This window comes from Pseudomonas extremaustralis (genome assembly GCF_900102035.1).
GTDB classification, from domain to species: domain Bacteria; phylum Pseudomonadota; class Gammaproteobacteria; order Pseudomonadales; family Pseudomonadaceae; genus Aquipseudomonas; species Aquipseudomonas extremaustralis.
Genome location: NZ_LT629689.1, coordinates 336,237 through 354,523 on the forward strand (window position 1 = coordinate 336,237; position 18,287 = coordinate 354,523).

Below are 18,287 nucleotides of genomic sequence, written 5' to 3' on the forward strand. Positions count from 1 at the left end.
ACAGCTCTTATGTTGGTGATCGATACCAGTTTTCCCGCCAGGGATTTCAATGAACGCAACGACGAACCCGTGCGGCAGGTGGTGCTGCATTACACCGCCGAGCCTTTTGCCTCATCCCTGCATTGCCTGACGCGGCAGGGGGTGAGCGCACATTATCTGCTGCCCGACCCGCACGACCCCAGCTACCGCGGCGCTGGCTACGAGGAACTGCGTGCGTTTCGCCTGGTGGACGAAGACAAGCGCGCCTGGCACGCCGGCGTCAGCCAGTGGGGCGGGCGCGACAACCTCAACAGCCGATCGATCGGCATCGAAATCGTCAACCAGGCGTGGGACGACGGCGAGGTCTTGCACTTTGTGGCGTACCCTGACGAGCAGATCGAAGTCTTGATCGCACTGCTTCGCGACATTCTGGAGCGTTATCCGCGGGTCGGTCCTACCGACATTCTTGGCCATAGCGACGTGGCGTACTGGCGCAAGAGCGATCCGGGGCCTCGGCTGCCCTGGCGTCGCTTGTATGAAGCCGGCATCGGCGCCTGGTTCGATGAGCCGACCCAGGCGATGTACCAGCGGCGGTTCTGCGTGGCATTGCCACCGGAAGTTGAAGTGGAGCGCGCGTTTCAGCGCTATGGATACGCGCCGGCCAAGAATCGCCAGGGCTTTGAACTCAGGACCCGGGCGTTTCAGATGCACTTTCGACCGCAGGATTACTGTGGGTCACTGGATGCGCAGACCTGCGCGATTCTGTACGCGTTGAATGAAAAGTACCGGGGGCTTTGAGGTTGGTTTGATTCCCCACTGCCTCGGTACCGCCTGCCTATGACGCGACACCCACTGTAGGAGCGAGCTTGCTCGCGAAAACCGCAAGTGCGCCGCATAAATCCCGGTTTCCCGCGTCATCGTTCACGCCCCTCGCGGGCAAGCTCCGCTCCTACAAAAACGATGACAGTCCTAAATCCCTCCAACGCTGGTGCGTTTCCAGAACAGCAAATCCGTGCGCATGCCCTTGGGCCAGACGCCAGCGGATCGGCAGTTTGGTCACCATCATCAGCGTATTGAGGGATCGAGAGATGTCAGTCGCTACCAGCCGTATCGAAGATGCCCAGGTGCATCATGCCAGTCCGGCGCTCGCGGAAACGCTCTACCAGTTCGACGAAACCCCGCTGCTGGCCCGTCAGCGCCAGCAGGAGTCCAACGCCCGCAGCTACCCCCGGCGCATTCCCCTGGCGCTCAAGCGGGCCAAGGGAATTTATGTGGAGGATGTGGAAGGCCGCCGTTTCATCGACTGCCTGGCCGGCGCCGGCACCCTGGCGCTGGGGCATAACCACCCGGTGGTGATCGAGGCCATCCGGCAAGTGCTCAGCGACGAGCTGCCGCTGCACACCCTGGACCTGACCACGCCGGTCAAGGACCAGTTCGTGCAGGACTTGTTCGGCCTGTTGCCGGTGGAGCTGGCGCGGGAGGCCAAGATCCAGTTTTGCGGCCCCACCGGCACCGATGCGGTGGAAGCGGCGCTGAAACTGGTGCGCACCGCCACCGGCCGCAGCACAGTGCTGTCGTTCCAGGGCGGTTATCACGGCATGAGCCAGGGCGCACTGAGCCTGATGGGCAGTCTGGGGCCGAAAAAGCCCTTGGGTGCGTTACTCGGCAATGGCGTGCAATTCCTGCCGTTCCCTTATGACTATCGTTGCCCGTTCGGCCTGGGCGGTGCGGACGGCGTGCGGGTCAATCTGCATTACCTGGAAAACCTGCTCAACGACCCGGAAGCCGGGGTATTGCCGCCGGCCGCCGTGATTGTCGAAGTGGTACAGGGTGAAGGCGGCGTGATTCCTGCGGACCTCGACTGGCTGCGCGGCCTGCGGCGGATCACCGAGCAGGCCGGTGTGGCGTTGATCGTCGATGAAATCCAGAGCGGCTTCGGTCGCACCGGCAAGATGTTCGCCTTCGAACACGCGGGGATCATCCCGGACGTGGTGGTAATGTCCAAGGCCATCGGTGGCAGCCTGCCGTTGGCGGTGGTGGTGTACCGCGACTGGCTCGACACTTGGTTGCCGGGCGCCCATGCCGGGACGTTCCGTGGCAATCAGATGGCCATGGCGGCGGGGTCGGCGGTGATGCGCTACCTCAAGCAACACGACCTGCCCGGCCACGCGGCGGCCATGGGCGAACGCCTGGGCGAACACCTGCGCCGGCTGCAGCGCGACTTCCCGCACCTGGGCGATATTCGTGGTCGCGGGCTGATGCTCGGGGTGGAACTGGTGGACCCGGCCGGCACACCCGACACCCAGGGTCACCCCCCGGTCCACCGCCAGTTGGCGCCGCTGGTGCAGCGTGAATGCCTCAAGCGCGGCCTGATCCTGGAGCTGGGCGGTCGGCATGGCAGCGTGGTGCGCTTCCTGCCACCGCTGGTGATCACTGCCGTCGAACTGGACCGGGTGGCCGAGATCTTCGGCCGGGCCCTCGCTGGCGCAGTCGCCAGCCTCTAATTTTTTCGCGTCCCGCTACGTTTCTACAGAATCAGCGCTGCGCGTGGTGCGCAGCCCGCCCTTGAACGACGGAGAACAGCAATGACCTCAGTATTTGACCGTGAAGACATCCTGTTTCAGGTAGTGGTCAACCATGAAGAACAGTATTCCATCTGGCCCGACTACAAGGCCGTGCCGGACGGTTGGCGCACCGTGGGCAAGAGCGGTGTGAAGAAAGAATGCCTGGCCTACATCGAAGAAGTCTGGACCGACATGCGCCCGCTGAGCCTGCGGCAGAAGATGGACGGTGTCGCGCTCGTCTGACACTTTTGTTCACAGGTTGTGGCTGTGTCTGTGGCAAGCCAGCTCGCCACAGACACAGGCCACCGCCCCTCAACCGTTCTTCTCCTTCTCCAACCCGCCCGAAGCCCCCGTCACTACCTGCACACTCAAGCGCGGCGTCGCCAGGTCCAGCCCGGCCTCATCCAGATGCCGTTTGAGCGACAGGTTGAACGCCCGCGACACTTCCCATTGTTTGATCGGCGCCGTCTTGAACCGTGCCCGCAGGATGGCGCTGCCGGACTCGAAGCTTTCCACGCCCTGGATCTCCAGCGGCGACCAGATATTGCGACGCTGCAGCGGGTCGTGGCGCATTTTCTGGCCGACGTCGCGGATCAGTTTGATCGCCTCGTCGATGTCCATGTTGTAAGGGATCGCTACCCGGAAGATCGCGTAGCCGAACTCCCGGGAGTAGTTCTTGATGCTCTTGATTTCGCTGAACGGAATGGTGTGCACGATGCCGTCGATATCGCGCAGGCGCACGGTGCGGATGGTCAGGCCTTCGACGGTACCAAGGTGGCCACCGACATCGACGTAGTCATCGATGGCCAGGGAGTCTTCGATGATGATGAACAGGCCGGTGATCAAGTCCGCCACCAGCGACTGCGCGCCAAAACCGATGGCCAGGCCGATCACACCGGCACCGGCCAGCAGCGGCGTGACGTTCATGCCCATGTTGGCCAGGGCGACGATGGCCGCGATGATGAAGATGGTCACGAACAGCACGTTGCGAATCAGCGGCATCATGGTCTGCGCCCGCGCGTTGGCCAAGCCTTTGCGCGAGCGGGTGAGGGCGTGGTGGATCGCGGTGTCGCTGAGAATCCAGATCAGCCAGGCAAACAGCAACGTGCCGCCGAGGCCGAACAGCTTGACGCTGATTTCATGGCCGTCGCCTTCGGTGAAGCGAACCAACGACAACCCCCAGACCCGCAGCCCCAGCTCGATGAACGTCAGCCACACCACCAGATGGGCGAGGGTGTAGACGAAACTCTTCAAGCGTTCGGAGTACAGCGCATGGCGTTTGTGCCCGCGTTGCGGCTTGAGGGCATGGCGGCGCACCAGGCCGTTGATCACCATGCACAACACCAGCAACACCGTGCACAACAGTGACTGGCGCAGGGCGGTGCTGGTGTCGCCGGCGGAAACGAAGGTGGCGAACAGCGAGATGCCCACCAGCAGCAGGGCCGGGATGTACCAGAAGGTGCCGATGATTTCGATCGTATCGCTGAGGGCGCGACGGGTCAGGCGGCGGGACAGTGGTTGGTTACGGATCAGGTGCGCGATCGGGCGGCGGAAACGCAGGATAAACACGCCGGTAGACAGCGCGGCCATGACATTGGCCACGGTTGCCGCCGTGTGAGACAGGTGCTGACCAAGCGCAGCAACCAGCCGGGGATCGCCCAAGGCTTCGCCAAAGGCGGCGAAACTGCCGATCCACCACAAGGGCCGAAAGGCCTGGCGCCGCAGGATATACAAGGCGTGGCGGCGATGAGGCCCGTCCAGCACGGAGAATGCGATCACGCAGATTGCCGAGAAACAGGTACCGACCACCAGCGCATACGCCAGCACCATCGCCAGAGACTTGCCCAGGGACGAGGGCAGTACGTAGCTCAGGTACACCGTGATCACCAGCGCGATCAGCCACGGCCCCAGTTTGCGCAGGGCGAAGCGCAGCATGTCCCAGGTGCGTGGGTGTTGCGGCAGCTCATCGGGCAGACCGAAGCGCTCGCGCAGCCGGTGGCTGAGCCAGATCAGCGCGGCGGCCAGCAGGCTCCACACCGCCAGGATCAAGGCAAAGCCGAAGATGATCGGCAGCCATTCACTGGCCGGTAGCATCAGCGCACTGAGCTCATCCTTGGCCATATCGACTTCATCGGACCAGCGTTCCAGCGGGCTGTTGGCGCCGGAGAACTGCTGCTCCAAGTCCGACAGCGTACTGCCGATCAGGCCGAGCACACCTTGTTCGGTTACCGGTTGAGCCTTTTGTGTGGCAGCGCGCAGTTTTTTCAGGTCGCTCAGCAGTTGGGTGCGTTGCTGGTCGTTTTCCAGGGTCTTGATCACCTCGTCCAACGACTGGCCGAGGGGGACGTCTGCCTGGGGTTGGGTTTGGTGGGCGGTGCCCAACAGGCCTGTCAGGCCCACCGCCTGGGCAGAGGTGAACGGCAGCAGCGTGAGCAGAGCGATCAGCAAGCAACAGGGCAGGGCGAAAAGACGGGAAAGCACTAGGCGGTCAACCTTGAAAACGACAGATCGACCGAGTGTACGAGGCTGCTATGCCAGATGCGAGTGCATTTGTCATTCGGCCAGTTTGGCGAGGATCTTGAACACCACAGTGCCCAGGATCAGCAGCATGCCGACCCACATGCCGAATACACCGAGGGGTTTGTCGCGGAAATTGAAGCCGACAGCGAGCATGATCATGCCGATCAGAATGGGGATGAGCATGGCGTGGAAAGAGGACATGGAGATCATGGGGAGACAGCCTTGTCAGGTGGTGAATAGGGGCAAGTCTAGGTCGGAAGTTGGGAAATGGGGTTGATATGCATCACAAACATATCAACCCCATGCCGCATCAGGGCAGGTCGTGGCTCGCGTAGAACGCACCCAGGACCTTCACCAGATGGGCGAGGTCATGGCTGCCGCACAGTTCACGAATGGAATGCATGGCGAACGTCGGCAGGCCGATGTCCACGGTGCGCACACCCAGGTGGCTGGCGGTGATCGGGCCGATGGTCGAGCCGCAGCCCATGTCGCTGCGCACCACAAAGCTTTGCACCGGTACTTCCTGGGCCATGCACAGGTGGCGGAAGAAGCCGGCGGTTTCGCTGTTGGTGGCGTAGCGCTGGTTGCTGTTGACCTTGATCACCGGGCCCGCATTGAGCTTGGGGCCGTGGTTGGCGTCGTGCTTCTCGGCGTAGTTCGGATGCACGCCGTGGGCGTTGTCGGCCGATACCAACAGGGATTTCTGAATGGTGCGTACGAATTCATCACCTTCGGGCAACAGGCGCCGCAGGGTCTGTTCGAGCATCGGGCCATCGGCACCGCAGGCGGAGCAGGAACCCACTTCTTCGTGGTCGTTGCACACCAGCACGCAGGTTTCATCGCTTTCGCTGGTGAGCAGCGCTTGCAGGCCGGCATAGCACGACAACAGGTTGTCCAGGCGCGCGCCGGCGATGAAGTCGCCGTTGAGGCCAATCACGGCGGCGGCCTGGGTGTCGTAGAAGCTCAGCTCATAGTCGAGCACCACGTCGGCATTCAGCCCGTGCTCGCGTGCCAGTTGTTCGGTGAGCACGGCACGGAAGTCCACGCGCTCGTCACCGGCAAATTGCGCGAGGATCGGCGGCAGTTCGGTCTGCGCGTTGATTGCCCAGCCCTGGTTGGCTTCACGGTTCAGGTGGATGGCCAGGTTGGGGATAGTGGCGATGGGCAGCTTGAAGTCGATCAGTTGGCTTTCGACCTTGCCATCGCGGCGGAACGTGACGCGACCGGCCAGGGACAGGTCACGGTCGAACCACGGCGCCAGCAGCGCACCGCCATAGACTTCCACGCCCAATTGCCAGAAGCCCTGGCGCTGCAACTCCGGCTGGGGCTTGACCCGCAGGCAGGGGCTGTCGGTATGGGCGCCGACCAGGCGAATACCGCCTTGCAGCGGCGAGTGGCGGCCAAGCTTGAAGGCAATGATCGAGGAGTCGTTGCGGGTCACGTAGTAGCGACCATTGGCTTCGGTGGTCCAGGTTTCGCGCTCGTCGAGACGCTGGAAGCCGGCCGCTTCGAGGCGCTGGGCCAGCGCGGCAGTGGCATGGAAAGGAGTAGGGGAGGCCTTGAGGAAGTCGATCAGGCCTTGATTCAACGCTTCGCGCATAAATAGCTCCAGACAGCAGTGCGCGGAGTTTACCGTTCGACGGCAAGAAGTGCACAGAACAAATGTGGGAGGTGGCTTGCTCCCACATGTTGACGGTATTGCCAGCTTTAGAAGGGCGCCGGGCACTCGAAGCGCAGCCGTTCGCCGCTTTGCGGGTGGGTGAAACTCAGCATGCTCGCGTGCAGGCACAGGCGCGGCCAGGCGGCCAGGGCTTGTTCATGGGCGTACAGGCCGTCGCCCAACAGCGGATGGCCGATGGAAAGCATGTGGACACGCAACTGGTGCGAGCGCCCGGTGATCGGCGTCAGCTCGACACGGCACCAGTCGCCGCAACGTTCCTGCACCTTCCAGAAGGTCAGCGCATGCTTGCCGAATTCATGGTCCACCACGTGGCGCGGCTTGGTCGGCGGGTCGTAGCGCAGGGGCAGGTCGATGCTGCCGCTGTCCAGGTCTGGTTGACCCCAGGCCAGGGCGGTGTAGGCCTTTTCGGTTTCGCGGTCATGAAACTGGCGGGACAGTTCGCGATGGGTATCGGCGTCCCGGGCCAGCAGGATGATCCCCGAGGTTTCCCAGTCCAGGCGATGGACGATGCGGGCTTCGGGGTAGCCGTTTTCCTGCAGGCGTGTGATCAGGCAGTCCTTGTTGTCGTCGGCGCGGCCAGGCACCGAAAGCAGCAAAGTGGGCTTGTTCACCACCAGAACGGCGGCGTCCTGATGAATGATATGGATGTTGGACAACGGCATTAAACAGCCTCGTAACAAACGCCAACGGCGGCTCGCCCACCCGGCTCCCGTAAAGGGATCAAGGTGAACGAGCCGCCGTGGCAGCCGCCTGTTCGATCAACGATCAGGCAGGGTGATATTGAGTTCCAGAATCGAGCAGCTGCCGTCGTTTTCCAGAGCGACATGCACGTCATCGTTGCCGATATTGACGTACTTGCGGATCACTTCGACCAGTTCCTTCTGCAAGGCTGGCAGGTAATCAGGGGTACTGCGTTGGCCGCGTTCGTGCGCCACGATGATCTGTAGACGCTCTTTCGCTACCGACGCGGTACTTGGCTTTTTGTTGGCGCGAAAGAAGTCGAGAAATTTCATTGTTTAGTTGCCTCCAAAGATACGCTCGAAGAATCCCTTCTTCTTAACATCGAGGAAGCGATGTTCCACGGTCTTGCCCAGCAAGCGATCGACCGCATCGCTGTACGCCTGGCCGGCGTCGCTCTGGTCGTCGAGAATCACCGGCACGCCCTGGTTGGATGCCTTCAGGACGGCCTGGGATTCCGGGATCACGCCCAGCAGGGTCACCGCAAGGATTTCCTTGACGTCTTCAACGCCGAGCATTTCGCCGTTGCTGACGCGCTCCGGGTTGTAGCGGGTGAGCAGCAGGTGTTCCTTGATCGGCTCTTCGCCTTTCTCGGCGCGCTGGGACTTGCTGGCCAACAGGCCGAGCATGCGGTCCGAGTCACGTACGGAGGACACTTCCGGGTTGGTCACGACGATGGCTTCATCGGCGAAGTACATCGCCAGGTGAGCACCGGTTTCGATACCGGCCGGCGAGTCGCAGACCACGTATTCGAAGGTTTCCTTCAGTTCGGCGAGGACCTTGCCTACGCCTTCCTTGGTCAGCGCGTCTTTGTCGCGGGTCTGGCTGGCGGCCAGCACGTACAGGTTCTCAAGGCGCTTGTCCTTGATCAGGGCCTGTTGCAGGTTGGCTTCGCCGTTGACCACGTTGACGAAGTCATACACCACGCGGCGTTCGCAGCCCATGATCAGGTCGAGGTTACGCAAACCGACGTCGAAGTCGACGATGACTGTTTTGTGGCCGCGCAAAGCGAGGCCGGTACCGATAGCGGCGCTGGTGGTGGTCTTACCCACACCACCCTTGCCGGATGTAACCACGAGAATCTTGGCCAAGGTGTTTCACCCCTAAGGAAAAAGGACTTTCAGTCCCTGAAAAACATCTCTTGGAACTCGCCGCAGGCGGACAGCCATCGTAGGAAAAAGATGTGGTTTCCGCGGGGGAAACGCCAACTTCCAGTTATTCCTACGCAAGTCTTGCCGGTTTCGCTGTGCTATCAGAGTCTAGAGATGCTTGGAAAACGCGGCAGTATCCGTTAAAGACGGATGATGTTCAACACGTCGCCCGACAGGCTGACCTGCACCCCGGCTCCCCATAGCGGATCGCGACGCAAATCTTCGGAAACCTTGTACTGGCCTGCGATGGACACGAGTTCAGCGGTCAAGTGCTGGCAAAAAATGCGGGCCTTGGTATCACCCTTGATGCCGGCGAGGGCACGTCCGCGCATCGGGCCGTATACATGGATGTTGCCATCGGCGAGAAGTTCCGCGCCGGGACTGACCGAGGAGACTACAACCAGGTCGCCGCCCTGGGCGTAAATCTGCTGTCCGCCGCGTACGGGCGTGGTGATTATCTTTGTAGGCTTGATCGTCGGCTCCGGCGGTTTTTCCGGTTTTTTCTTCACTTCTCCGACCAAAGGATCGAGGGGACGCTCGCGTGCGCCGGACGGCGGCAGTACTGGCAGTTCAATTGCAATGGCGGCGGCAATGTCTTCGATACGGCTGGCGCGAATCGCCAGGGTGCGCAGGCCATGGGAGCGACACACGCGCATCAGCGCGGGCAGGTCGACGGCGCCTTGGCCGGCTGGCAGTTTGTCCAGGGCCAGCACCAGCGGGGCATTATTGAAAAAGTTCGGCGCGAGGGCGACCTTGGCGGCGAGCTGGCGGTCCAGGGCGTCGAGGTCGTTGCGGGCCAGTTCCAGCACGGTGATGGCGAGCATGCTGCCTTTCAGCTGGAACACGGGATCTTGGTCTAGCGGTTCGGTTTGGCTCATGGTCGGCAAAAGCGGCTTGTCACGAAAAGTGTCGAGACTTATAACGAGAACATCCACTGGCCGCAAGCCGAGTCGAACCGTTGTAGAATGCGCGGCCCTTGTCTTTACCGGAATCTGTAATGGATCGCCCGCGTTTTCGAGCTGTATTTCTTCATCCGCGTTTTTGGCTGTTATGGCTGGGACTCGGCCTCTTGTGGCTGGTGACCCAACTGCCGTACCCGGCGCTGCTGACCATTGGTCGCCTGCTCGGTGCCGGCATGTACCGTGTGGCCGGTGACCGCCGCCGCATTGCCGCGCGAAACCTGGAATTGTGCTTCCCGGAAAAATCCGCCCAGGAACGTCAGCGCTTGCTCAAGGAAAACTTCGCCTCGACCGGTATCGCCTTCTTTGAAATGGCCATGAGCTGGTGGTGGCCCAAGCCGCGCCTGGCGCGCCTGGCCCATGTCGAAGGCCTCGAACACCTCAAGCAGGCCGAGTCGGATGGCAAGGGCGTGATCCTCATGGCCCTGCACTTCACCACCCTGGAAATCGGCGCTGCCCTGCTGGGGCAGAAGCACACCATCGATGGCATGTACCGTGAGCACGGCAACCCGTTGTTCGACTACATCCAGCGCCGTGGCCGCGAGCGCCACAACCTCGATTCCCTGGCGGTCGAGCGCGAAGACGTGCGCGGCATGCTCAAGCTGCTGCGTGCCGGCCGTGCCATCTGGTACGCACCCGATCAGGATTACGGCGCCAAGCAAAGTCTCTTCGTGCCGCTGTTCGGCATCCAGGCCGCCACCGTGACCGCCACCAGCAAGTTTGCGCGGTTGGGCAAGGCGTTGGTGGTGCCGTTCACCCAGCAGCGCCTGGCCGATGGCAGTGGTTACCGCCTGGTGATCCATCCGCCGTTGACCGATTTCCCCGGCGAGAGCGATGAAGTCGATTGCCTGCGCATCAACAGGTGGGTCGAAGCCTCGGTGCGCGAATGCCCCGAGCAATATTTGTGGACCCACCGCCGCTTCAAGAGCCGGCCGCCGGGTGAACCCAAGCTGTACGAAAAACGCCGTCGATAAGACTGACCTTTCCCAACATGGAGTGATGCGATGCGCCCAACTGAACCGGTGACAGGTTTGATTCTTTCCGGTGGCGGGGCGCGGGCGGCGTATCAGGTGGGGGTGTTGGCGGCGATTGCCGAACTGTTGCCGCCGGGGGCGCCCAATCCTTTCCCGGTGATCGTCGGCACCTCGGCCGGCGCGATCAATGCGGTGACCCTGGCCAGTGGCGCCATGGACTTCACCGCTGCCATCAAACGTCTTACCGCCTTCTGGCAGGGCTTTCGCAGTCATCTGGTGCTGCGCAGCGACTGGCCGGGGGTGATTCACCAGGCGAGCCGTTTCTGTCTCCACAGCCTGTTGGGCCTGGGCGCACGCGTCCCGGTGGCCTTGCTCGACAGCTCGCCCTTGCGCGAGCTGTTGCAGGAACGCTTGAACCTGGACGGTATCGACGACGCGATCCGCCGTCAGCATTTGCATGCCGTGGCGGTGACCGCCTTCGGTTACGAATCCGGGCAGGCGGTGACGTTCTATCAAGGCGGCGGCGCCATCGTCCCTTGGTTGCGTCATCGTCGCATCGGGGTGCCTACCGAACTGACGGTTGAGCACCTGTTGGCCAGTTCGGCGATCCCCTTGCTGTTTGCCCCGGTGAAACTCGACCTGGAGTATTTCGGTGACGGTGCCGTGCGGCAATCGGCGCCCATCAGCCCGGCGTTGCACCTGGGGGCCAGCCGCGTGCTGGTGGTCGGTGTCAGCGGCAACCCGCGCGGTAACGAGCCGACGGCGCAACGCAGCTACACCGGCCAGCAGCCGACACTGGCGCAGATCGGCGGGCATATGCTCAACAGCACGTTCATCGACAGCTTGGAAAGTGATATCGAACTGCTGGAGCGCTTGAACCAGTTCAGCCATCTCCAACCCGCCGACAGCGCGGCTCGCGGCCTGGCACCGGTGGATGTGCTGGTGATTGCGCCCAGCCAACCGATCGACGAAATCGCCGCACGCCATCGGCAGGAATTGCCGGCGGCGTTGCGCTTGTTTTTACGTGGGCCGGGCGCGACCAAGACGAGCGGGGCGGGGGTGTTGAGTTACTTGTTGTTCGAGGCGGGGTATTGCAGCGAGTTGATTGAATTGGGACGGCGCGATGCATTGGCCAAGCGCGAGGAAATAACCCGCTTCCTCGGCCTGGCGTGATCGCCTGTAGGGGCGAGCAAGCTCGCTCCTACAGGTGACGCGTCAGAAGTGGTACTTGACCAGGAAGCTCGCCGTATCCTGGTTGGTCTTGAACGCGCCGGAATCCTCGATCCCGTACTTGTTCTTCCAGTAGTCGTATTCGAAACCGACATACAGTTGTTTCTCGCCCCAGTTCAGCGCCTTGCCCAAGTCGTATTTGACTTGCGGATTGAAGTGCAAGTTGGCGTGGTAAACGCCACGGGCGTTCTTGTCGTTGTCCACCACCCAGTCCATGTAACCGTCGATCAGGATGTTGGAGTTGCCCAGCGGCAGGGTGTACGACCACACCGGAGTGATCTGCCATACGCCGTCGCCCGGGCGATTGCCTTCGGTCTGGCGCTGGTAGAAGTTCAACTGGAAGTAATCGAAACCGGGGATGTTCAAATCAAAACCCGGGCCCAGCAGGTAGGACTCGTTATCGCCTTCGCCGAACTCGTAAGTGAAGGCCAGCAACACGTCCTTGATCGGGCCGAAGGACAGGTCCTTGTCCAGAATCTTGCCGAACGATAACCGTGGGCTGAACTCGCCGTAATAGGTGTCCGGGCCGACGTTGCCGTCTTCCTTGCCGTTATAAAAGATGCGGTCGAGGAAGAAGAAGTTGTCGCCATACTTCCATGCGTCGGCATGTTCGAACGTGACGGTTTGCTGGATCTGCGGGTTGACGGTGAAGTTCTTGCCCCACAAGTACGTCAGGCTGTTGTTCTGCCATTGCAGCAAGTCACCAGCCACGGCCTGCCCACCGGCCAGCAGGGACCCTGCCAGCATCAGGCCTTTGAACATAGGTTTCATTCGGTTGCTCCCGAGTTAAAGTTTTATGGTTTTTCTTCTACGCCGGCGCTCTGGTGTGGCGCCTTTTGGTTTGCTGTAAAAATCGTCTGTTCGGTCAGCTTTAGTGCTTTTAGCAAGAGCTGCGCCAAGGTGTTTAAAAAGCCAAAAAAATCCCGTCGGCTGCCGGGAATGCAGGCGAATTCGGAGGGCTTTTGCGCACGTCGGCGGCCACTGTAGGCCTGGATAAGTTGGCCTTGCGGTCAGTTTTTACTTGGGCTGTTTTTTTTGAGTCGATTCGAGCGGGCGCGGAGAATACTGGCTCCAACGCCTTGGCTCAAGTGCGCTGTTAGAGAGCGCATAGGGCGAGAATGGGGCACGGCAGGTGGCCGGCCCCAGGCGACCTAATTGGCGCGCGCGCCCTGGTTGATCCAGGTGCCAATCAAATCGCGTTCTTGCTGGGTCATTTGGGTGATGTTGCCCAGCGGCATGATCTGGCTGGCCACGGCCTGTGCCTGAATCCGCGCGGCCTGCTGCTGGATCTGCGCCGGTGTATCGAACATCACCCCCGCCGGTGCCGTGCTGAACAGCGGGCTGGTGGGCTTGGCCGAATGGCAGACGGCGCAGCGAGCCTGGATCACCCCGTGCACTTTTTCAAAATCGATCGTTGCCTGGGCGGGCACCGGCGCCGGTTCCGCAGCGGGTGCTGCGGGTTTCAATCCACCCCCCAGCGCGGTTTCCGGCAACGGCTGGTACTCGATGGCCGCCGGTGCCTTGGCAACGGGCTCCACCGGTTTGGGCCCGGTCACGTACGCTAGGGAAATCATGGCCAAGGCGCCCACCGGCAAGGTCCACGCATACTTCTGGCTGTTATGCCGGGTGTTGAAGTAATGCCGCACCAGCACTGCCGCCACCGCGATCCCAGCAAGGATCAGCCAGTTGTATTGGCTGCCGTAGGTGCTCGGGAAGTGGTTACTGATCATGATGAACAGCACCGGCAAGGTGAAGTAGTTGTTGTGCCGCGAACGCAGCAGGCCCTTGGCCGGCAATGCCGGATCGGGCGTGCGGTTCTCGACGATGGCCGCCACCAGCGCGCGTTGCGCCGGCATGATGATGCGGAACACGTTGCCCACCATGATGGTGCCGATTATCGCCCCCACATGCAGGTAAGCGCCGCGTCCGCTGAACACTTTGCTGAATCCGTATGCGGCGGCGATCAGCAGCACGAACAGGATCAGGCCGAGCAGGGCCGGGCGCTTGCCCAGGGCCGAGTCGCACAGGAAGGAGTAGATGAACCAGCCAGCGAACAGCGAGCCGATGCCGAGCAATACGCCTTCGGTGCCGCTCAGGCTGCTGCCGGGGGCGAGCAGGTACAGCGTCGGGTTGAGGTAGAACACCACGCACAGCAGCGCGACGCCCGACATCCAGGTGAAATAGGCTTCCCATTTGAACCAGTGCAGGTTGTCCGGCATGGTCGGCGGGGCCAGCTTGTATTTTTCCAGGTGGTAGATGCCGCCACCGTGGATCGCCCACAAGTCACCGGCCAGGCCGTTCTTGGGGTTGACGCGATTGAGGTTGTTTTCCAGCCAGACGAAGTAGAACGACGCGCCGATCCAGGCCACGCCAGTGATCATGTGAACCCAGCGCACGCTGAGGTTCAGCCATTCCAACAGATGTGCTTCCACAGTCTTTACCTCTCGCCTGTCACCCTTGTTGTCGGGTGATCCGGCCTTCTCTTATTGGTGGGGGGCAAGGATCAACCGCTCATCCTCTTTGAAAAAATGCTCATCGCAGTTATTGCCTGTGCCACTGCGATCAACCACCAGGAAGTCATCCCGCTTTTCGATCGTCAGCACCGGGTGGTGCCAGACGCCGCGATGGTAATTGATGCCCTGCCTGCCGTTGGTGACGAAGGCGCGGACCAAGCCCGATACAGGTACATCGCCAAGGGGCGCGACCACGATCAGAAAGGGGTTGCCGAGCAGCGGAATGAAAGCCTGGCTGCCCAGCGGGTGTCTTTCCAGCATGCACACGGTCAGTGGCATTTCCAGCGCGTCGGCGCGGAAGATGCTGATGATGGCGTGGTCTTCCGGCTCGGCGGTTTCCATCGTTGCCAGTTTGTGAAAGCGCATGGTCGACCCGTTGTTGATCATGAAGTGATCGCTGCCGTCGGTTTCGATCACGTCACCGAAGGGGGCGAAAGCTTCTTTGGTCAGGGGTTCGATCATCAGTGTGCGCATGGCTGGCTTCTTATCCGGATTCAGTGTTGTTGGATCTATCGCTATCGCGGGCAAGCCCGCTCCCACAGGGGAATGCATTCCAAATGTGGGAGCGGGCTTGCCCGCGATTGGGTTCACCGCTTACTTGGCGACCTTGCCCAGGACCCGCAGGCGGCTCACACCGCCGTCCGGGAATACGTTCAGGCGGATGTGGGTGATCGGCCCCAACGCCTTGATCTGCTCGGCGAAGGTGTGCTCGGCGTGCATTTCCAGCTTCTGCGCTGGCAGCAGTTCGCGCCAGAACAGCGATTGGGTTTCGATCTGGCTATCGGTGCCGCCTTTGACGAAGGCGCCTTGGATCGAGCAGGTGTCCGGGTAGTTGCCCTTGAAGTGCAGGGTGTCGACGATGACTTTCTCGATCACGCCTGCATGCCCCAGCGCGACGATCACCCAGTCATTGCCCGGTGTACGGCGACGCGCAGTTTCCCAGCCATCGCCCATGTTGATGCCACGGCCCGGGTTGAGGATGTTGCTCATGCGACCAAAGTGTTCGTCGGAGCAGGCCAGGGCGCGGCCGCCGTTCAAGGCGGCAGCCAGGTCGATCTGTTCGTTGTCGCCCACCGCGGACCAGTCGCGGAACGGCACGCCATACACCCGCAGGCGGGCCACGCCACCATCCGGGTAGATGTTGAAGCGCAGGTGGCTGAATGCCTGGTCGTTGTTGATCTCGTGGTAGTGGTGGCTGTTGCCCTGCAACTCGACGGCCGACAGCACTTCCACCCACTGGGTGGTGTCATCCGGCTCGCCCGAGGTCAGGAAGCAGGCTTCCAGGGACGCCGATGGTGGGTAGTTACCGGTGAAGAATGAAGTGTCGATGTCCACGCCCTTGATCGAGCCCGGCACGCCCAGGCGGATCACCGCGCTGTCGTAGCCTTCGAAGCGCTTGCGGCGCGACTCCCAGCCGTCCATCCACTTGCCGTTGTCATCGAAAACGCCCTCCTTCCACACGGCGGGGGTCGGCTGGAACAGGCGGTTGGCGTCGGCGAACCAGTCATCGGTCACCGAGATGATTTTGGTGCCGAGGCGGGCGTCGGCCAGGTTGACGAACTTCTCGAAAGGTACGGCGTGAGCTTTCATTCTTCTTGTCTGCCTTGGATGAAGTGGCTGGGGATGGTCGTTTAGAGGGTCAGTAAACGGAACAACGCGATCTTGTTGATCTCGGCCAGCGCGCATCGGAACTCGGTGTCCACCGTGTTATGGATGCGTGTTTCGAATGCTGCGAGGATCTGATGCCGGTTGCTGCCTTTTACCGCCATGATGAAGGGAAACGTGAACTTGGCCTTGTAGGCTTCGTTCAGCTCGGTGAAGCGTGAGAACTCTTCGGCCGTGCATTGGTGAATCCCCGCGCCAGCTTGCTCATCGGTGCTGGCTTGGGTGAGTTGGCCCTGGACGGCGGCTTTGCCGGCCAGGTCCGGGTGAGCGTTGATCAGCGCCAGTTGCCGGGCGTGATCGGCGTTCAACAGGATATCGCTCATGCGCTGGTGCAGGGTTTCGATCTGGTCGAGCGATGCGTCCTGGCCCAGGTCATAGGCCTTTTCGGCCACCCATGGCGAATGTTCGTAGATGTCGGCGAAGGCGTCGACGAACTCATCGCGGCTCATGCTCGACGGTTTCAAGCTCTGGAACGCGGTCACTTGGCGGCCTCCGGGTACGGATGGGTGGCTTGCCAGTGGCGGGCAATGTCGACGCGACGGGTGAACCACACGTGTTCATGGCCCTTGGCGTATTCGAGAAAACGCTTCAGTGCGGCCAGGCGCGCCGGGCGGCCGATCAGGCGGCAATGCAGGCCGATGGACAGCATCTTCGGCGCGTCGGCACCTTCGGCGTACAGCACGTCGAAGGCGTCCTTGAGGTACTCGAAAAAGTCGTCGCCCTTGTTGAAACCCTGCACCTGCGTGAAGCGCATGTCGTTGGTGTCCAGGGTGTAGGGGATCACCAGGTGCGGCTTGCCGGTGGGGTTGTTGGGTTCCCAGTAGGGCAGGTCGTCGTCGTAGGTGTCGCAGTCATACAGGAAACCGCCTTCCTCCATCACCAGCCGCCGGGTGTTGGGGCCGGTGCGCCCGGTGTACCAGCCCAGCGGGCGTTCGCCGGTGAGTTCGGTGAGGATGCGGATGGCTTCGAGCATGTGCTCGCGCTCCTGGGCCTCATCCATGTATTGGTAGTCGATCCAGCGGTAGCCGTGGCTGCAGATCTCGTGGCCGGCGGCAACCATGGCGCGGATCACATCGGGGTGGCGCTGGGCGGCCATGGCCACGGCGAAGACGGTCAGCGGGATATCGAATTGTTTGAACAGCTTGAGGATGCGCCATACGCCGGCACGGCTGCCGTATTCGTACAGCGACTCCATGCTCATGTTGCGCTCGCCCTGCAACGGTTGGGCGGAGACCATTTCCGAGAGAAAGGCTTCGGACTCTTTGTCACCGTGCAAAATGTTGCGTTCGCCGCCTTCTTCATAGTTGAGTACGAACGACAAGGCGATACGCGCATTGCCCGGCCAATGGGGGTGAGGAGGGTTACTGCCGTAACCGATCAGGTCGCGTGGGTAGTCAGCGCTCACTGCAGTCTTCCTTCTTGTGCGTGGTAGCAAGTGCGTGGCGGCCAGCGGAAAGACCTGGTGGCGTCACAGCGATGGGCTGATTGTATACAACTTAATGGCAATATTGTAAGCCTGAATTTCTGCATTTTTTCTAAACGTTGGGTACTTAACCCCTAGCAAGAAACTTGCCTGACTGGTCAATTAAATCAAAATAAATCCTCATCGATCATCTGTAGGAGCGAGCTTGCTCGCGAAGGACTCAAGAACGCTGCATTCATTCAGGATGTACGCGTCAGCGTTGGCGATTTTCGCGGGCAAGCTCGCTCCTACCGGGGTGGCAGTGGCAGAGGGAAACAGGTCTGTGGAATTTATTGTGTACAATTTTTGTTGAAAGTGTCTTAATCGCTCCGTCGCCGACTTTTTCATGCCCCGTAAAGGTGCGGCCCATTTCACTTTGCACAAGGGAGCCCCGCCCCATGGGACGACTGACTACACACGTACTGGACGCAGCCCACGGCTGTCCCGGCAGTGCCATCCAGGTTGAGCTGTACCGCGTCGAAGGCGCGCAACTGACGCTGGTCGCCAGCGCCGTGACCAATAGCGACGGTCGTTGCGACGCACCGTTGCTGCAAGGGGATGACTACCGCAGCGGCGTCTATCAGTTGCAGTTCGGCGCCGGTGACTACTACCGCGCCCGGGGCGTGCAGTTGCCCGAGCCGGCCTTTCTGGATGTGGTGGTGCTGCGCTTCGGCATCAGTGCCGAGCAGGATCACTACCATGTGCCCCTGCTGATTTCGCCTTACAGCTACTCCACCTATCGCGGTAGCTGAGTTGTCACCTCGCTTTACCCCTCAAAACGTTTCGTTGGTTTGGCCCGCGCGCACTGTGGGCTTTTTTGGCGCGGTCCGGCGTTCAATTATCTAAAGCCC

The 18,287-nt window shown here is 61.4% G+C and carries 19 protein-coding genes; 6 read left to right on the top strand and 13 right to left on the bottom strand.

Annotated elements, in window-relative coordinates; all coding sequences use genetic code 11:
- The first annotated feature begins 9 nt into the window (after positions 1 to 9).
- The 3 genes from BLR63_RS01545 to BLR63_RS01555 all read left to right on the top strand — a co-directional run bounded on the left by BLR63_RS01545 (position 10) and on the right by BLR63_RS01555 (position 2,786).
- Complete coding sequence (locus BLR63_RS01545) at positions 10 to 777, top strand: N-acetylmuramoyl-L-alanine amidase (RefSeq protein ID WP_010566391.1); 768 nt, start codon at positions 10 to 12, stop codon at positions 775 to 777.
- A gap of 290 nt (positions 778 to 1,067) precedes the next feature.
- Positions 1,068 to 2,483 (top strand): aspartate aminotransferase family protein, encoded by a 1,416-nt coding sequence (locus tag BLR63_RS01550; protein ID WP_010566392.1) that lies wholly within the window; start codon positions 1,068 to 1,070, stop codon positions 2,481 to 2,483.
- Positions 2,484 to 2,564: 81 nt separating this feature from the next.
- Positions 2,565 to 2,786 (top strand): MbtH family protein, encoded by a 222-nt coding sequence (locus BLR63_RS01555; RefSeq protein ID WP_010566393.1) that lies wholly within the window; start codon positions 2,565 to 2,567, stop codon positions 2,784 to 2,786.
- Between the two features lie 69 nt (positions 2,787 to 2,855).
- Here BLR63_RS01555 and BLR63_RS01560 read toward each other — a convergent pair whose 3' ends face one another.
- From BLR63_RS01560 to minC, 7 genes are all read right to left on the bottom strand, one after another.
- Positions 2,856 to 5,024 (bottom strand): mechanosensitive ion channel family protein, encoded by a 2,169-nt coding sequence (locus tag BLR63_RS01560; RefSeq protein ID WP_010566394.1) that lies wholly within the window; start codon positions 5,022 to 5,024, stop codon positions 2,856 to 2,858.
- A gap of 72 nt (positions 5,025 to 5,096) precedes the next feature.
- Positions 5,097 to 5,264: a hypothetical protein gene (locus tag BLR63_RS31430; protein WP_162097538.1), complete on the bottom strand. Its 168-nt coding sequence runs from the start codon at positions 5,262 to 5,264 to the stop codon at positions 5,097 to 5,099.
- 109 nt (positions 5,265 to 5,373) lie between these two features.
- Positions 5,374 to 6,663: a M18 family aminopeptidase gene (locus BLR63_RS01565; RefSeq protein WP_010566396.1), complete on the bottom strand. Its 1,290-nt coding sequence runs from the start codon at positions 6,661 to 6,663 to the stop codon at positions 5,374 to 5,376.
- Between the two features lie 107 nt (positions 6,664 to 6,770).
- Positions 6,771 to 7,406 (bottom strand): RluA family pseudouridine synthase, encoded by a 636-nt coding sequence (locus BLR63_RS01570; RefSeq protein ID WP_010566397.1) that lies wholly within the window; start codon positions 7,404 to 7,406, stop codon positions 6,771 to 6,773.
- A 96-nt stretch (positions 7,407 to 7,502) separates the two neighbouring features.
- Positions 7,503 to 7,757, bottom strand: a complete 255-nt coding sequence (gene minE, locus BLR63_RS01575) for a cell division topological specificity factor MinE (RefSeq protein ID WP_003175252.1) — start codon at positions 7,755 to 7,757, stop codon at positions 7,503 to 7,505.
- Between the two features lie 3 nt (positions 7,758 to 7,760).
- Positions 7,761 to 8,573, bottom strand: a complete 813-nt coding sequence (minD, locus tag BLR63_RS01580; protein WP_010566398.1) for a septum site-determining protein MinD — start codon at positions 8,571 to 8,573, stop codon at positions 7,761 to 7,763.
- Between the two features lie 200 nt (positions 8,574 to 8,773).
- A complete protein-coding gene (gene minC, locus BLR63_RS01585; protein WP_010566399.1) occupies positions 8,774 to 9,511 on the bottom strand; it encodes a septum site-determining protein MinC in 738 nt (245 codons plus the stop codon).
- A gap of 119 nt (positions 9,512 to 9,630) precedes the next feature.
- On the opposite strand from minC, the gene BLR63_RS01590 reads away from it, so the two are divergent.
- Entirely contained in the window at positions 9,631 to 10,566 is a 936-nt protein-coding gene (locus BLR63_RS01590; protein WP_010566400.1) for a lipid A biosynthesis lauroyl acyltransferase, read from the top strand.
- Between the two features lie 30 nt (positions 10,567 to 10,596).
- Complete coding sequence (locus tag BLR63_RS01595; protein WP_010566401.1) at positions 10,597 to 11,739, top strand: patatin-like phospholipase family protein; 1,143 nt, start codon at positions 10,597 to 10,599, stop codon at positions 11,737 to 11,739.
- 42 nt (positions 11,740 to 11,781) lie between these two features.
- Here the strand turns inward: BLR63_RS01595 and BLR63_RS01600 are convergent, their stop codons facing one another.
- The 6 genes from BLR63_RS01600 to puuE all read right to left on the bottom strand — a co-directional run bounded on the left by BLR63_RS01600 (position 11,782) and on the right by puuE (position 17,379).
- A complete protein-coding gene (locus BLR63_RS01600; protein ID WP_010566402.1) occupies positions 11,782 to 12,567 on the bottom strand; it encodes an outer membrane protein OmpK in 786 nt (261 codons plus the stop codon).
- Positions 12,568 to 12,947: 380 nt separating this feature from the next.
- Complete coding sequence (locus tag BLR63_RS01605; protein WP_010566403.1) at positions 12,948 to 14,228, bottom strand: urate hydroxylase PuuD; 1,281 nt, start codon at positions 14,226 to 14,228, stop codon at positions 12,948 to 12,950.
- A 51-nt stretch (positions 14,229 to 14,279) separates the two neighbouring features.
- Entirely contained in the window at positions 14,280 to 14,783 is a 504-nt protein-coding gene (locus BLR63_RS01610; RefSeq protein WP_010566404.1) for an ureidoglycolate lyase, read from the bottom strand.
- Between the two features lie 120 nt (positions 14,784 to 14,903).
- The gene (gene alc / locus BLR63_RS01615; protein WP_010566405.1) at positions 14,904 to 15,899 is read right to left on the bottom strand and encodes an allantoicase; all 996 of its coding nucleotides are present in this window, start codon (positions 15,897 to 15,899) and stop codon (positions 14,904 to 14,906) included.
- Positions 15,900 to 15,940: 41 nt separating this feature from the next.
- The gene (uraD, locus tag BLR63_RS01620; protein ID WP_010566406.1) at positions 15,941 to 16,456 is read right to left on the bottom strand and encodes a 2-oxo-4-hydroxy-4-carboxy-5-ureidoimidazoline decarboxylase; all 516 of its coding nucleotides are present in this window, start codon (positions 16,454 to 16,456) and stop codon (positions 15,941 to 15,943) included.
- A complete protein-coding gene (gene puuE / locus BLR63_RS01625; RefSeq protein WP_010566407.1) occupies positions 16,453 to 17,379 on the bottom strand; it encodes an allantoinase PuuE in 927 nt (308 codons plus the stop codon). The genes uraD and puuE overlap by 4 nt, the downstream gene beginning before the upstream one ends.
- A 455-nt stretch (positions 17,380 to 17,834) precedes the next feature.
- Here puuE and uraH point away from each other — a divergent pair, with 455 nt between their 5' ends.
- Positions 17,835 to 18,188, top strand: coding sequence for a hydroxyisourate hydrolase (uraH, locus tag BLR63_RS01635; RefSeq protein WP_010566408.1), 354 nt, complete (start codon positions 17,835 to 17,837; stop codon positions 18,186 to 18,188).
- Positions 18,189 to 18,287: the final 99 nt, after the last annotated feature.